Below are 15,155 nucleotides of genomic sequence, written 5' to 3' on the forward strand. Positions count from 1 at the left end.
GGGTCTCAGAGCCAGCCGCGGCGGGCCGCCTGCCAGGCGAGCTGGGTGCGGGTGGTGGCGCCCGCCAGCTCCATCATGCTCTGCACGCGCCGCTGGAGGGTGCGGCGGCTGAGGTTCATCTGGGTGGCTATCGCCTTGTCCGCGACCCCGGCGACCATCAGCGACAGCAGCCGCCGGTCGGTGGACGACAACGGGTCCGCGGGGCCGACGTCGGCCGCGCCGGTGACCGCGCCCGAGGCGTCGACGTGCAGCGGTACGGCGTCCTCCCAGTAACGCTCGAAGAGCGCGATGAGCGCGTCGAGGAGGCTGCTGTCGCGGACCAGCGCGGTGGACGGTTCCTCGGGGCTGCCGTGCGGGCCGCCGGGGACCAGCGGGAAGATCGCCACCGAGCGGTCGGCGACGGCCAGCCGCAGCGGGAGGTGCGGGACGGCGCGGGCGATCTCGCCCTTCCGCACGGCCGCCGCGATGTTGCCGACGGCGCTCTCGTCGTCGAAGAAGTCCCGTTCGTAGAGCACCCGGTAGCGGACCCCGCGCTCCAGCGCGTCGAACTCGGCGGTGTTGCTGCCCGACGGCATCGCCACGTACTGCGCCTTGCAGAACCACAGCATCTCGTCGCGCGCGTCCGCCTGGATCTGCCGCAGCCGCTGGCGCAGCGCCTCCGCCCCGGTGATGACCTCGATCAGCAGTCCGGCGTCCCGGCGGCGCGCGGTGGCCCGGTAGCTCTCCAGCAGGTCGGCCGCCGCCGAGCGCGCCAGGTCCAGGGCGTCGGCCCGGTGCTTGAGCTGCGGCAGCAGCGCCACGTCCGGCGGGTAGGCCCGGTAGCGCGGCGGCCGGCCGTCGGAGGCGCTGGCCATGGCCTTGGCGACGAGACCGGTCAGCGCCGACAGCGCGGTGTCCGGGCTCAGGCCCGAGTACTCCGCGATCTCCCGCGCCGAGGCGCTGTCCATCGTCACCAGCAGCCGGTACGCGGCCTCTTCGGCGTCGGTGATCCCGGCGGCCTCCAGGGCCATGGCACCCTCCTCGCGGGTACGGGGGCTGGGTGAGCAGCCACCGTACTACGAGCGGAGATCACCACCGCGGCCCGGCGAAGCCCGTGCCGGGAGCACGCGCCGGAACCACGTACCGGAACCACGGGCGCCGGAACCACGCGCGCCGGAACCACGCGCCGGGGCGAGCGGGCACCCCACTGGCCCGCTCGCCCCGGCTGTCGAGGTGGCGTCGGATCAGCGCCACCGGCTCACGTGCCCGTTCACCCCCGCCACAGATACGCGCGGCGTACGGTCTGCCGCACCTGGTCGCCCGCGGCGTCGCGCGCGGTGACCCGCAGCGTCACGTACGCATCGCCCCTGGAGTGGGCCGACTTGGTGAGCCGGGCGTCGAAGGTGTTGTGACCTCGGGCGTCCACGCGCGCGCCGGTCCAGGTCCGCCCGTCGTCGTACGACGCCTGGACCTCGACCTTCACGCCGGTCGGCACGGCCGCCCCGTCCTGGGCGCGGACGGTGAGACCCACGGTGTGCGAACTGCCCTTGCGCACCGCGTTCCAGGCGTCGACCGGTACCGCGTAGTCGACCTGGAGCAGCGGCAGCAGCGTCGGTCGCGCCGCGGTGCCGGAGCGGAACCACCACGAGGTGCTGGTGTCGGTGGCGTAGCGCCACTCCGGGGAGACCCGTGAAGTCGCCACGTCCAGGCGGTAGTCGGCGGTGCCCGCGGGCACTTCGAGGTCGGCCCACGGGGAGTCGGCGGCGGCGATCCGCCGGCCGTCGCGGAAGAGGGTGGCCTTGGCGGAGTCGCCCTCGACGGGGGCGTCCCGCCCGCCGCTCGTGCCGGAGGCCGTACGCGTACCGGAGGCCGGGCTCGTACCGGCCGCCGTGCCGAAGCCGCCGAAGTCGCCGCCGACCGCCGCGCGTGCCCAGTGTCCGGCGCCGGAGTCGGTGAACTCCGGTATGCGCAGGTCGAGTACGTCGCCGTTGCGCACGCTCGGGTTGCGCGTGCCGCGCGGGATCGAGGGCCGCACCACGGCCTGCTGCCACGCCTGGTCGGGCTGCTTGCCCGCCCGGTAGGTGGTGGTCGTGTCGACCATGCCGGCCAGCAGCGGCTGGTCGATGTCGAAGGTCGTCTCCTGGTTGACCCGGTGCATCCACCAGGTGCCGTTGGCGCTGACGTACTCGGTACGGGTCACGCCCGTCGGCACGTTCCGCGTCGCCTCCCACGCGAAGTTCTGGTACGGCCGCCACGCGAAGCGCTGCTCGGCGGCCCACGGGGCGCCGCCGTTCTCGGCGTACGTCGTCCTGATCACCGCGCTGTTGGCGGCGGTGACGGTGTGGACGACGCGCTGCGGGATCTGCTGAGTGGACGTCTGGAACACGTCGTACAGATACGGGCTGACCGCCGTGCCGCCGATCCGTACGGTGACGGTCTTCACCGGCTTCTTCGCCAGTCGCGCCAGCAGCGCGTCACCGGCCGCCTTCCCGATCCGTATCGTCGGCACCGCGTTGCGCTCGCCGGTCGGGTACCAGCGGGTCCAGCCGAAGTCGGAGAAGTGCACGATCATCAGTCCGCGCACGCCCGCCTTGGCCGCGGCTGCCGCCAACTCCCTTTCTCCCTCGCCGGATTCGTTGCGGATGACGGCCAACTTGCCGCGCGCCCCGCTGAAGTCCGGCGCTTCCAGGGAGCCCGCGTCGACCGCCGTCAGATTCACGCCCTTGCTGTCGAAGAGCGGTGAGTACGAGGTGTAGTAGCTCTTCAGCCTCAGTCCCGTGCCCGGCGCCTCGGTGGTGAGCTGCGGCGCGGCGAGCTGCCAGCGGGAGGAGAACTCGAAGTCGCCGTCGGTGACCTTCGTCGTGGGGCTGACGTAGAGCTTGCTGAGGATGCCGGTGAAGAACTCCTCGCTCTCGGTGAGGCCCCTGCCCTCGATCTGACGGTACGTCTGGTAGTAGGGGGTGCCGCTCTGTTCGGCGGGCCGCGGCGTACGGATCTCGACCTGCGTGGTCCTGCGGGCGTCCACGGTCACGGCCGTGTCCTTGGTGAGCCTCACCTCGGGCAGCACGACCAGCCGTTCCTCCATGCCGTCGTCCGTCATCTCCTGGAAAGACGCGCGGACTTGGTACGTGCCCTCTTCGAGGTCGGAGGCGGAGGTGCCCTTGCTGTCGCCCGACGGGTACAGCAGACCGCTCGCGCCCCAGATGCTGATGGTGGGGTGGGCCGGAGCGCCGTGCGCGTCGTAGGCGGTGACGGTCAGGGTGTGCAGCGGGCCGTGGGCGACCAGGCCGAGCGTGGTGTGGACGGGTGCTCCCGCCGTGCCCCCGGCCGGTGTCGCCGTCAGATAGCCGTAGTAGGAGCCGTACGTCACCTTGGCCGGGTCGAGGGTGAGGTCGGCGCGGGCGGTGCCGTGGGCGGGGACGGTGACCTTCGTCGCGGCGGCGGAACCGTCGCCGATCCGTACCGCGCCCGCGTTCACCGCCCGGCCGCCCGACGTCCTGAGCGCCAGGCCCAGCGTCAACGTGACCGGCGCGGCGGAGGTGTTGGTGTACGTGACCGGGTAGGTGGCCTTCGGGTCGGTCGCGTGGATGTCGCCGAGGAAGACGGTGCCGGTCGCGGTGAGCGTGCCGAGCGCCGCCGCCGACACGTCGATCCGGCCGCCGCCCTGGTCGGTCACGGCCTGCCCGTCCACGGTGTGCGCGGTGCTGATCAGCGCGTCCTTGAGTTGGCGCGCGGTCCAGTCCGGGTGCCGCTGCGCCAACAGGGCCGCGGCGCCCGCCACATGCGGGGTCGCCATCGACGTCCCCGACAGGCTGACGTAGTACGGGTCGACCGGGTCGCCGAGCGTCGTGCCGCTCGCGCGGGCCGCCACGATGTCCACGCCGGGCGCGGTGACATCGGGCTTGACGGCGCCGTCGCCGTAGCGCGGGCCGCGGCTGGAGAAGTTCGCCAGCGCGTCCTTGCCGTCGACCGCGCCGACGGTCAGCGCGTCGTCGGCGACGCCCGGGATGCCCACGGTCCGCTGCCCGTTCTCGCCGTTGTTGCCCGCCGCGACGACGAAGAGGGTGCCGCTGGCCTCGCTGATCTCGTTCAGCGCCAGGCTCATCGGGTCGGTGCCGTCGCTCTCGTCGTCGGCGCCCAGGCTCATGTTGACGACCTTGGCGCCCTGGTCGGCCGCCCACTGCATGCCCGCGATGACCTGCGAGTCGTAGCCGTAGCCGTCGTCCCCGAGGACCTTGCCGACCAGCAGGTTCGCGGCTTTGGCGACGCCCTTGCGGGCACCGCCAGAGGCCGCTCCCGTACCGCCGACGATGGACGCCACGTGCGTACCGTGTCCGAAGTGGTCGCCGGTGCCGGTCGGGCTCTCGGTGAAGTCCTCGGCCTTCGCGACGCGGTCCTTGAGGTCGGGGTGGGTCTGGTCGACGCCGGTGTCCAGCACCGCGACCTTGACGCCCGCGCCCTCGTATCCCGCCTTCCACAGCGGCGGCGCGCCGATCTGGTCCATGCTGTCCGCCGCCGCCCGGACCCGGCCGTCGAGCCAGATCTTCGGGACGGCGGCGGCCTTCGCGGTGTCGACCGGCCCGGTGCCGGTCGCCGCGGTGCCGGTCTTCCCGGTGTCCGTTCCCGCGGGCACGATCTGCTGCCAGAAGGCTGCGAGCTTCGCGTCGGGGACGGTGAGGGAGTGGGCCCCGATGCTGCCCAGGTCATGGGTGGGGGCGCCGGGCGCGGCCAGCGCGGTCAGCCGGTCGGCCGCCGCTCCCCCGGACCCCGCGACGATCAGCGGCAGCGAGGCCCGGTGCTCCTCGTCGTACCGCTGCTCCACCAGCGCCGTCACGTCGAACAGCCGCCGGTCAAGCCGCCCCGACCGTACGAGGGGGTCGGCGTCCGACGGCAGCACGGTCAGCCGCCCGTCGGCGTCCGAGGTGTGGAAGACGACGCGCTCCCGTCCGGCGCCCGGCTCGACGGAGGCGGTGTGCCGACCGTCCGCGGTCGTCGTCACCCGCACCCGGTCGCCGGTGATCAGCCGAACCGTGGCGGTGCTGTCGGGGGTTGTCCCCGGCTGTGCGCCCGATGTCGGTACGGGTTCGGCGCCGGGTACGGCGACGGCCGCGGTGGGTACGGCGGCGGAGACGGCCAGGATCAGCCCTGTCGACACGACCGCCGCGAAGCGGGTTCGTCTCATCGGTCCAGCCCCTTTCCATGCATGTGCACGCGATGCTGGAAAGAATCCGGTGGGGCCGGAGGGTGTGTCACCCGTTTCCGGTGGCACGGATGTGACGTGGCACAACGGCGCCACCCGCGCCGCCGCCCCCTCCCCGGTGACGGCCGGGTGGCCGCGCGCTTGCTCCCGGGCGTGCGCCGGGCCACCCACGGGGGAATGCGCTGGCCCGTGTGACCGTTGATCCCGTACGATGGAAGCAGCCGCCACCCTCGGGTGGTGCACCTTGAAAAATCAACATGGGGATGATCGGTTTCGACTGGGGATGTCGAAGCAGGGGAAGCGAGCCGAGAAAGCGGCAATGATCTCGTTAACCATATGTCGCAACCAATAATCGCCAACACCAAGCGCGATTCCTTCGCCCTCGCTGCCTAAGTAGCGACTTGCGAAGTGTCAGCCCGGGGGTGATCCCGACCCGGATCCTGGCATCATCAAGGGATCTAAACTTCTAGGGCCGGTCACGGGCCCCAGAAGGAAATCAAACAGTGACTGAGCCCGTCGGCAGCTTGTCCGCGTGACAGCCGGGGCCGAGAAAAGCACAGCGGACTGCGCTCGGAGAAGCCCTGATTCCGCACCACAGGACGCGGGTTCGATTCCCGCCATCTCCACCACCCCATGTGACAACGGCACCCTCCTTCGGGAGGGTGCCGTTTCGTCGTTTCAGGGCGAGCCGACGTCGTGACGTCGTGTCACCCGCGTCTCCCCCGGGCACGTCGAGGCCGGCGGCCGGGGGCGGCTCAGCCGCGCTGTTTGCGGCGCACGGCCGAGATGGCGCGGTCGGACTCGCGGCGGTCCTGCTTCTCGCGCAGGGTCTGCCGCTTGTCGTACTCCTTCTTGCCCTTGGCCAGGGCGATTTCGACCTTGGCGCGGCCGTCCTTGAAGTACAGGGCGAGCGGCACGATCGTGTGCCCGGTCTCCTGGGTCTTGTGGACCAGCTTCTCGATCTCGGCGCGGTGCAGCAGCATCTTGCGGCGGCGGCGCGCGGAGTGGTTGGTCCAGGTGCCCTGGGTGTACTCCGGGATGTGCACGTTGTGCAGCCACGCCTCGCCGCCGTCGAGCTGCGCGAAGCCGTCCACCAGGGAGGCGCGTCCCTGGCGCAGGGACTTGACCTCGGTGCCGGTCAGCACGAGCCCGGCCTCGAAGGTGTCCAGGATGAGGTAATCGTGCCGCGCCTTCTTGTTCTGCGCGATCAGTTTGCGACCCGTCTCTTTTGCCATAACCGGGCCATTGTCCCACTAGGAGGGGGGTCCGAGGCCAGCGAATACCTCGTGACTCTCGGCGAGCGGGTCCTCACCGGAGGGGACGGTCACATCGGGGTCGATGCCGCGCCCGTCCACACTGCGCCCGTCCGGCAGCCGGTAGTGGCCGACGGTCAGCTCGGCGACCGACCCGTCGGGCAGCGTGCTGGGCATCTGGACCGAGCCCTTGCCGAAGGTGCGCGAGCCGATGACGACGGCCCTGCCGCGGTCCTGGAGGGCGCCGGTGAGCAGTTCCGCGGCGCTCATCGTGCCGCCGTCGACCAGGATGACCAGCGGGACGGTGGTGTCGCCGCCCTCGGCCGCGTAGAGGGCCTGCTGCTCGCCGTGGACGTCGTAGGTGGCGACGAGGCCGCCGTCGAGGAAGGCGGAGGCCACCGCGACCGCCTCGGTGACCAGCCCGCCGGAGTTGCCGCGCAGGTCGAGCAGCACGCCGTGCTCGGAGTCCCGTACCGCGTCGCGTACCTGGTCGCCGACGCCGAGCGTGAAGGCGTCGATCTTGACGACCGTGGGCGCGTCGGCGCTCCGCGTCACGGTGACGGCGTCGGTGTCGAGCGTGGCGCGACGTACCGTGACCGTCCAACTACGCTGCGCCCGCTGGACTCCCAGCTGTACGACGCTGCCGGGGACGTTGTCGCCGCGCAGGTCCGCGACGACCTCGGTGACCGCGAGGCCGGTGCACTTGACCGGGCCGATGGTGGCCAGCAGGTCGCCCTCGCGCAGGCCCGCGCGGTCGGCGGGGCTGCCGGGCTGGACGCGGGCGATCTGGATCCGGCCGTCGTCGATCCGCCGCACGGACAGGCCGACGCCGACGTAGCGGCCGTCGAGCGCCTGTTGGAGGCCCGCGTACTCGCGGGCGGTATAGAAGGACGACCAGCGGTCGCCGCTGCGGCTGACGAGCTTCGCGGCGGCGAGCGGGCCGACCTTGCCGTCCTGGATCTCCTCGGCGATCCGGCCGGTGTCGACGTGATCGCCGTTCGTCCCGTCCGGCTTCGCCCGCGAACCCGTGGGGGTCTCGGAGGCCGCGGGGGACGACGGGGCGGGCTCGCCGCCGTGGGCCGGGGCCGGCGGCTTGCCGTCGTCCTGCCGCCCGTCGGCGACCGGCGCGGCGGCGATACGGGTGGCGCGGGCGGCGGTCCGGGCGTCCGGCGCGGTGAGTCCGCTGGCCGCCGCACCGGTGGCCAGCAGAGTGCTGAACACCAACGTCAGAGTGGCCCCGCGGCGCAAGCGGCGGGGCGTCCCGAACAGCGACGGGCCGGACATGGCCGGAAGTCTAGGACAGAAACGGGCGGCATACGGATAGTTGCCGCTACCTCGGCGGGGCATGATCCGCAACCCGGTACACCGCCCCCCTGGGACCCGTCCCCCGCCGTACGGCCCCGCGAAGGGCCCGGCGCGACGGCCGGGCCCGGCCCGCGGGCGTCAGACCTTCAGATACCTGCGCAGCGCGATGAAGGCGGCGATCGACGGCATCACGACGCCGATCAGCAGCACCAGCGGCAGCACCGCGACGACCGAGTCCCAGCCGAGGAAGGAGACCAGCGGGATCTTCTCCTGGAGCTTCAGACCCGCGTCGATCATGAAGTACCGGCCGCCGAGCAGCATTCCGCACGCCAGCCCCGCGCCCACGAGTCCGGCGAAGGCCGCCTCCATGATGAACGGCATCTGGATGTAGAAGCTGGAGGCGCCGACCAGCCGCATGATGCCGGTCTCTCTGCGGCGGCTGAAGGCGGACACGCGCACGGTGTTCACGATCAGCAGCATCGCGACGGTGAGCATGAAGGCCAGCACCACCCAGGCGGCCAGCGTCATACCGTTCAGCAGCGAGAAGAGGTTCTTCAGCACGGCCCGTTGATCCTCAACGGACTGCACCCCCGGACGCCCGTCGAAGGCGCTCGCGACGACGGTGAACTTCGTCGGGTCCCTGAGTTTGACCCGGTAGTTCTCCTGCATCTGGTCCGGGGTGATCGAGGCCGCGAGCGGGGAGCTCTTGAACTGCTCCTGGTAGTGCTTGTACGCCTGCTCGGCGTTCTCGAAGTAGACCTTCTCCACGATCGGGAGCTTTTCCAGGTCGGCCTTGATCTGGGCCTTCTGGTCGTCGGTGACGGCGCCCTTGGCGCAACTGGGCGTCGTCGACGCGTCGCCCTTGTTGCACATGTAGATGGTGACCTGGACCTTGTCGTACCAGTAGCCCTTCATGGACTTGACCTGCTTGTTGGCCAGCAGGGCGCCACCGGTCAGGGCGAGGGAGAGCGCGACGGAGATGATCACCGCGAAGGTCATGGTGAGATTGCGGCGGAGTCCTACGCCGATCTCCGACAGGACGAACTGGGCGCGCATGGTCTCTGGTTGTCCTTTCAGGGGGGTGGTGACTACTGCTGTACGGCAGTACGTACGCCGTACGCGCGGCTCTCAGTGTTGGTAGCCGTAGACACCGCGCGACTGGTCGCGCACCAGCCGCCCCTTCTCCAACTCGATGACGCGCTTGCGCATCTGGTCGACGATGTTCTGGTCGTGGGTGGCCATCACCACGGTCGTGCCGGTCCTGTTGATCCGGTCCAGCAGGCGCATGATGCCGACCGAGGTCTGCGGGTCGAGGTTTCCGGTCGGCTCGTCCGCGATCAGCAGCATGGGCCGGTTGACGAAGGCGCGGGCGATGGCGACGCGCTGCTGCTCACCGCCGGACAGCTCGCCGGGCATCCGGTCCTCCTTGCCCGCGAGGCCGACCAGGTCGAGCACTTCGGGCACGGTCTTGCGGATGGTGCCGCGGGCCTTGCCGATCACTTCGAGGGCGAACGCCACGTTCTCCGCGACCGTCTTGTTGGGCAGCAGCCGGAAGTCCTGGAACACGGTGCCGAGTTGGCGCCGCATCTGCGGCACCTTCCAGTTCGACAGCCGGTTGAGGTCCTTGCCGAGGACGTGCACCATTCCCGTGTCCGTGCGCTCTTCGCGCAGGATCAGCCGCAGGAAGGTCGACTTTCCCGAGCCGGACGAGCCCACCAGGAAGACGAACTCACCCTTCTCGATCTCCAGCGAGACGTCCCGAAGTGCAGGACGGTTCTGCTTGGGGTAGGTCTTGGTGACGCTGTCGAATCGGATCACGTTCGCACCAGGTTTGCGGGGACGGGTGGACAGGGGATGTGGGGGCGACACTACGCGACCGAGCCAGGGGTGCGCAGTCGCCGGGGAGGGTTGGTGGGCTTGCCCACAGGGCACACGCGGACAAACCCGTCATTGACCCCTTACACCTCAGCGCGGCCGGCCGCCACCGGAGGTCCGCTCCCCCGCCCGCCCCGCTCTCGCGGACCCCGCCGGAGCCGCCGTACGGGCCGCCGGTCCACCGGGGGCCGCGCCGAATCCGGCGGAAGCTGGCACAGTGGAACAAGGAACACTTCGGCCTCCCGGGGCGTTCACCGGACGAGGAGGAGATCGCATGACGTGCGACCGGCTGGTGTGCGCCAACTGCGCGGGTCCGGTGAGCGAGGGCCGCTGCCCCGTCTGCCGGGCGAACCGCGCCCGCCTGGAGCGGGAGAATCCCTGGTCCAACATCTCCCCCGCCACCTTGATAGCCCTGCTCGTGGCCCTGCTGACGGTGGTGCTCGTGGTGGAGCACGCGACCGCGTAGAGCAGTCCCGCGGGCGGCACGTGAGAAATACGTGAGAGGTACGTCACATTCACGAGTGGGCGAGCTGAGACATCACGGAGGGCCCGGAACGCATCGCGTTCCGGGCCCTTCGTCGTGCGCGTCAGGTGCGGTCGCGCGGCGCCTCAGGAGGCGTCGCGGCGCTCCTTCAGGCGCGGGGCCAGCTTGAAGCCGACGCCGCCCGCCACGAGGGCCGCGGCGCCGATGAGCATGTACGTGGTGCCGTCGGAGCCGGTCTCGGCGAGCTGCTGCGTCGTCTGGCTCTGCGGGACCTGCTGGGTGTTGTCGGTGCCGGGGTTGTTGTTCCCGCAGTCGACGCTGTCACCGGTCAGGGTGCAGGTGTTGTTGTTGCCCGTCGCGCTCGGGCTGACGCTGGGGCTCGGCGAACCGCTCGGACCCCCCTCGTCGCTGCCGCCGCTGACACCGGCGATGGAGCCGGGCGCGGTCGTCGGAGGCGTGGTGGGCGGAGTGGTCGGCGGCGTCGTGGGAGGCGTCGTCGGCGGGGTGGTGGGGGGCGTGGTCGGCGGCGTCGTGGGAGGCGTCGTCGGGGGCGTGGTGGGGGGCGTCGTCGGCTCGTCGGTCGGCGGCGTGGTCGGCTCGTCCGTCGGGTCCGTCGTGGGCGGGTCCACCACCGCGGCGGCCGACGGCGGCGCGTCGCTGCTCACCGCCGCCTGAGCAGCCCCCGCCACGGTCAGGGACGCACCGGCCGCGATCACCGCGACGGCCGCCACGCGCGTGACGCGTACCCTCGTGCTCTGCTTGGTCATGTCTCAACTACCCCCGGTAGACGTCGGCTTGAAGCACGCGCCGCTGCGGGCACGGTCGATTACGCCGCTTTCGCGCGCATGCCGGACATCACCTTTGTGGCATTCACCGGGAGCGTCAAGGTCATTAAGCGCAAAGTGCCCCAACTGTCCCGTCTTGCCCGGCACTTCAGCACACGTCTGTGACACGGCAGACAGATGGGATCAAGGCAACGGCCGTACGGCGGGGCCGTATCGCCCTCTCAGCCGTACGGCGCGGGGCCGTATCACGCGGTGGCCTTCTCCCGATTACGCGGTGGCCTTCTCGCGGGACTTGCGCCAGCGGATGCCCGCCTCGATGAAGCCGTCGATGTCGCCGTCCAGGACGCCCTGCGGGTTGCCGACCTCGTACTCGGTGCGCAGGTCCTTGACCATCTGGTACGGGTGCAGGACGTACGAACGCATCTGGTTGCCCCAGGAGTTGCCGCCGTCGGACTTGCCGAGGGAGTCCATCAGGGCCTGCTCCTCCTGGCGGCGCCGCTCCAGCAGCTTGGCCTGGAGGACGTTCATCGCGCTCGCCTTGTTCTGGATCTGCGAGCGCTCGTTCTGACAGGAGACGACGATGCCGGTCGGGATGTGGGTGATCCGGACCGCGGAGTCGGTGGTGTTGACGCCCTGGCCGCCGGGGCCCGAGGCGCGGTAGACGTCCACGCGCAGCTCGGACTCGTCGATCTCGACGTGGTCGGACTGCTCCACGACCGGCAGCACCTCGACGCCCGCGAAGGACGTCTGGCGGCGGCCCTGGTTGTCGAAGGGCGAGATCCGCACCATGCGGTGGGTGCCCTGCTCGACGGAGAGGGTGCCGTAGGCGTAGGGGACCTTGACGGTGAAGGTGGTCGACTTGATGCCGGCCTCCTCCGCGTACGAGGTCTCGTAGACCTCCGTCGGGTAGCCGTGCCGCTCGGCCCAGCGCAGATACATCCGCTGGAGCTGCTCCGCGAAGTCGGCGGCGTCGACACCGCCCGCCTCGGCGCGGATGTTGACCAGCGCCTCACGGGCGTCGTACTCGCCGGACAGCAGGGTGCGGACCTCCATCTCGTCCAGCGCCTTGCGCACCGACTCCAGCTCGGCCTCGGCCTCGGTCTGCGCGTCGGCGTCGTCCTCGCTCTCGGCCAGCTCGAAGAGGATGGACAGGTCGTCGATCCGGCCGCGCAGCGCCTCGACCTTGCGCAGCTCCGCCTGGAGGTGGGAGAGCCGGCTGGTGATCTTCTGCGCGTTCTCCGGGTCGTCCCACAGGGACGGCACCGCGGCCTGCTCCTCCAGCGCGGCGATGTCGGCCCGCATCCGGTCGAGGTCGAGGACGGCCTCGATCGACCCCATGGTCGAGGACAGGGACTTCAGCTCTTCGGAAACATCGACGATCGCCACGGCTCCAGCCTACCGGCTGGTCGAGCGGACCCGCCCCGGCCGGGAGCCCGCCGGCCGCCGGGAGGGCCCGCGATCCGGTGCCGGGCGGGCCGGATCGCGTCAGATGTGGGCCGTGGTGCGGGTGAGGGTGCCCGACGGCGTCCTGGAGTACAGCTCCAGGGTGTGCGCGGAGGCGGCGGCGCCCAGGGCCGCGTCGGTGGGCGCGGTGAAGGGCGCGGTGGCCCAGTCGCCCTCCAGCGAGGCGGCGTCGCCGTCGAGCGCGGCGGCGGCCTGGGTGCCGGGCGTGAAGGCGAAGAGCCGGCCCGAGGCGGCGACCGCGTCGGGGCGCGCGGAGGTGTCCAGGCCCTTGATGACCTCGCTGGGCCGCCAGGCGCCGCCGGAGTACGGCAGCCGCAGCACGGCGCCGTCGGCCTTGCGGACCACGAAGGCGTCCAGGGAGCCGCGGGACCGGGAGATCAGCGCGGGGGCCGAGGTGATCCGGCCCGCGGTGGGCACCAGCGCCCACGCGTTCCAGCGGTCGCCGACCAGCGAGGCGGTCACCAGGTCGCCGCCGACCCGTCCGACCAGGTCGATCCGGCCGGGCTCCGAGGACGCGGCGGCGGGCGCCGCGTCGAAGCGGGTCCGCTCGTCCACCTGCGACCAGGCGTTCCAGTAGCCGTCGGTCAGCGTGCGGCGGTAGAGCAGCCCGTCGGTGCCGAGCCCGAACAGGTCGATCCGCCCGGCGTGCGCGGACGCCACCGCCGGGTCGTCGTCCACGCTTATCCCGGTGAGCTTGTGCCACGCGCCGTAACCGGAGCCGTCCCGGATCACGTACCAGACGTTCTTGTCGGCGCCGCGGGCGAAGACGTACGTGGCGCCGTCCATGGTGAGGGCGCGCGGGCCGCCGAGCAGCTTGACGCCCGCGGCCGGTACGTCCTTGTACGACGACCACTGCGGGAGCGTGACCGGCGCGCCGGTGCGGCCCTGCGGGGAGGCGGCGCCCGCGGTGGGCGCGGTCGGGGTGCCGCGGGTGGCGGTCGGCGTCGGGCTGGGCGGGGCGTCGTCCCGCGAGGTGCCGCCGGAGTCGTTGCCCGAGCCGGAGCCCGCGGTGGCGATCCCCCAGCCGCCGATGCCCGCGACGGCGAGCGCGGCGGCGGCCGCGGCGGCGAACTTGATCCGGCGCTGGCGCACGGCGTCGGAGACCGCGCGGTGCCGGGGGCTGGCCGGGCGGCCCGGCGCCGAGGCGCGGCGCTGGCTGTCGCGGGCCGCCTTGCTGCCCTTGCCGTTGCGGGAGGCGGCGCCGTAACCGGCCAGCTCCTCCGCCGTGGGCAGCTTGATGCTGGTGTGGGTGTCCCGGCTGGAGTCCGGCGCGGCGCCCCTGACCAGCGGTACGGCGCCGCGCGGGCGGTCGGCGCCGGGGCCGCGGGGCGGTTCCGGTGCACCGGGCGGCAGGTCGGCGAAGCCGTCGTCGTACGCGTCCTGGTCGTCCGCGCCCGGTCCGCCGTCGTCGGTGCCGGGGGCGGCGACGTCGAGCGCGGGCAGGCCCGCGAGGTGCGGCAGCAGGTCCCTCAGCCGGGTGGCCAGCTCGCCCGCGGTCAGCCGCGAGGCGGGGGCCTTGGCCAGGCAGGCCGCGAGAATCCGCCACAGGTCGTCGGTCAGACCGGGCAGCGGCGCGACGGTCTCGGTGACGTGCCGGCGCAGCACCGCGCCGGGGTGGCCGCCGCCGAACGGCGTGAATCCCGCGAGGAGTTCGTACAGCACGGTGGCCAGCGCGTAGATGTCGACCGACGCGCGCGGCGGCAGGCCCTCGATGATCTCCGGGGCCAGGTAGTCGGGGGTGCCGATGATCCGGGTGGCACGGGTGCGGCGCGGGGTGTCGACCAGCCGCGCGATGCCGAAGTCGGTGAGCAGCGCGGGCGGCGCGCCGCCGGGGCCCGTGGCGACGGCCGAGTCCAGCAGCACGTTCTCCGGCTTCACGTCGCGGTGGACCACGCCCGCCGCGTGCGCGGCGGCCAGCCCGTCCGCCACGTCCGCGGCGATCGCGACGGCGGCCTCCGGCACCAGGCGCCGCTCGCGTTCCAGCCGCGAGCGCAGGTCGGTGCCGCGGACCAGGTCCATCACCAGGGCGAGGTCGGTGCCGTCCACCACGAGGTCGCGGATGCCGACGATGTGCGGATGGTCCAGGGAGAGCAGCGCCGTGCGCTCCTGCACGAAGCGGCCGACGAGGTCCTGGTCGGAGGCGAGGTCCTCGCGCAGCAGCTTGATGGCGACCGGGCCCTCGGGGCCCTCGCCGAGCCACACCGTGCCCGCGGACCCCCGCCCGAGCACCTGGTGCGCGGTGTACCGGCTGCCGATCTTCCTGGCCAAGGCTTGCTCCGACTCCTCCGACAGTCCGTCGTGTTGGCGACAAAGCTACGCGGATCAGGGGCCGTTCGGGGTACGCGAGCCCCCTCACGCGCCGTTCCGCCACAGAAATCACCCTTCAGAAGTCGACAAATCCCCACCTCAAGCACCCCACCGGTGCAAGGGTGCCTCGCCGAGAGGGCACCGCCTTCGGAGGTGGGTGCGGGGGGCCCGGGGGGGTGCGGCGGGGGTGGGTGCGGCTGCGCAGGAGGTTGCGCGGCCAGGTCACCGCCGCGCAGGGCGGTTCGCCACTGGGGTCCGGTTGCACGAGAGGCTGCGCCCCAAGGTCGCTGCTACGCAGGAGGGTTCGCCGGTGGGGCGCGAGTGCGGGGTGGGGGTTCACCGCCTGGGTGCGGCTGCGCAGGAGGGTTCGCCGCCAGGTCACCGCCACGCAGGGGCGGTTCGCCGCTGGGGTCCGGTTGCACGAGAGGCTGCGCCCCAAGGTCGCTGCTACGCAGGAGGGGTTCGCCGCTAGGGTCCGGTTGCACGAGGGGCTGCGGCCCAAG

The 15,155-nt window shown here is 72.1% G+C and carries 9 protein-coding genes, 1 other RNA gene and 1 pseudogene; 2 read left to right on the top strand and 9 right to left on the bottom strand.

Annotated features, from left to right (window positions below; genetic code table 11):
* Window positions 1-5 precede the first annotated feature (5 nt).
* Window positions 6-1,010 (bottom strand): helix-turn-helix domain-containing protein, encoded by a 1,005-nt coding sequence (locus ACIP4Z_RS04395; RefSeq protein ID WP_391117364.1) that lies wholly within the window; start codon window positions 1,008-1,010, stop codon window positions 6-8.
* A gap of 239 nt (window positions 1,011-1,249) precedes the next feature.
* Window positions 1,250-5,161 carry a S8 family serine peptidase gene (locus ACIP4Z_RS04400; RefSeq protein ID WP_401304949.1) on the bottom strand — a complete coding sequence of 1,304 codons (3,912 nt, stop codon included), beginning with the start codon at window positions 5,159-5,161 and terminating at the stop codon, window positions 1,250-1,252.
* Between the two features lie 277 nt (window positions 5,162-5,438).
* On the opposite strand from ACIP4Z_RS04400, the gene ssrA reads away from it, so the two are divergent.
* Window positions 5,439-5,808: a transfer-messenger RNA gene (ssrA, locus tag ACIP4Z_RS04405) on the top strand.
* 126 nt (window positions 5,809-5,934) lie between these two features.
* Here the strand turns inward: ssrA and smpB are convergent.
* The 4 genes from smpB to ftsE all read right to left on the bottom strand — a co-directional run bounded on the left by smpB (window position 5,935) and on the right by ftsE (window position 9,555).
* Complete coding sequence (gene smpB / locus ACIP4Z_RS04410) at window positions 5,935-6,414, bottom strand: SsrA-binding protein SmpB (protein ID WP_355342970.1); 480 nt, start codon at window positions 6,412-6,414, stop codon at window positions 5,935-5,937.
* Between the two features lie 18 nt (window positions 6,415-6,432).
* Complete coding sequence (locus ACIP4Z_RS04415) at window positions 6,433-7,716, bottom strand: S41 family peptidase (protein ID WP_401304952.1); 1,284 nt, start codon at window positions 7,714-7,716, stop codon at window positions 6,433-6,435.
* Between the two features lie 159 nt (window positions 7,717-7,875).
* Window positions 7,876-8,793, bottom strand: coding sequence for a permease-like cell division protein FtsX (gene ftsX, locus ACIP4Z_RS04420; RefSeq protein ID WP_188284085.1), 918 nt, complete (start codon window positions 8,791-8,793; stop codon window positions 7,876-7,878).
* A 72-nt stretch (window positions 8,794-8,865) separates the two neighbouring features.
* Window positions 8,866-9,555, bottom strand: a complete 690-nt coding sequence (gene ftsE, locus ACIP4Z_RS04425; protein WP_188284086.1) for a cell division ATP-binding protein FtsE — start codon at window positions 9,553-9,555, stop codon at window positions 8,866-8,868.
* 331 nt (window positions 9,556-9,886) lie between these two features.
* Between ftsE and ACIP4Z_RS04430 the strand changes: the two genes are divergently transcribed.
* Window positions 9,887-10,078, top strand: coding sequence for a hypothetical protein (locus ACIP4Z_RS04430; RefSeq protein ID WP_355342964.1), 192 nt, complete (start codon window positions 9,887-9,889; stop codon window positions 10,076-10,078).
* Between the two features lie 143 nt (window positions 10,079-10,221).
* Here ACIP4Z_RS04430 and ACIP4Z_RS04435 read toward each other — a convergent pair whose 3' ends face one another.
* The 3 genes and pseudogenes from ACIP4Z_RS04435 to ACIP4Z_RS04445 all read right to left on the bottom strand — a co-directional run.
* Window positions 10,222-10,863: a hypothetical protein gene (locus ACIP4Z_RS04435; protein ID WP_401304955.1), complete on the bottom strand. Its 642-nt coding sequence runs from the start codon at window positions 10,861-10,863 to the stop codon at window positions 10,222-10,224.
* A 285-nt stretch (window positions 10,864-11,148) separates the two neighbouring features.
* Window positions 11,149-12,267 carry a peptide chain release factor 2 gene (gene prfB / locus ACIP4Z_RS04440; RefSeq protein WP_355342958.1) on the bottom strand — a complete coding sequence of 373 codons (1,119 nt, stop codon included), beginning with the start codon at window positions 12,265-12,267 and terminating at the stop codon, window positions 11,149-11,151.
* A gap of 1,023 nt (window positions 12,268-13,290) precedes the next feature.
* Window positions 13,291-14,613 (bottom strand): annotated as a pseudogene (locus ACIP4Z_RS04445) (serine/threonine-protein kinase); the annotation flags it as partial.
* Window positions 14,614-15,155 lie beyond the last annotated feature (542 nt).

The sequence above is a fragment of the Streptomyces sp. NPDC088910 genome, assembly GCF_044749865.1.
Taxonomy (GTDB): Bacteria; Actinomycetota; Actinomycetes; order Streptomycetales; family Streptomycetaceae; genus Actinacidiphila.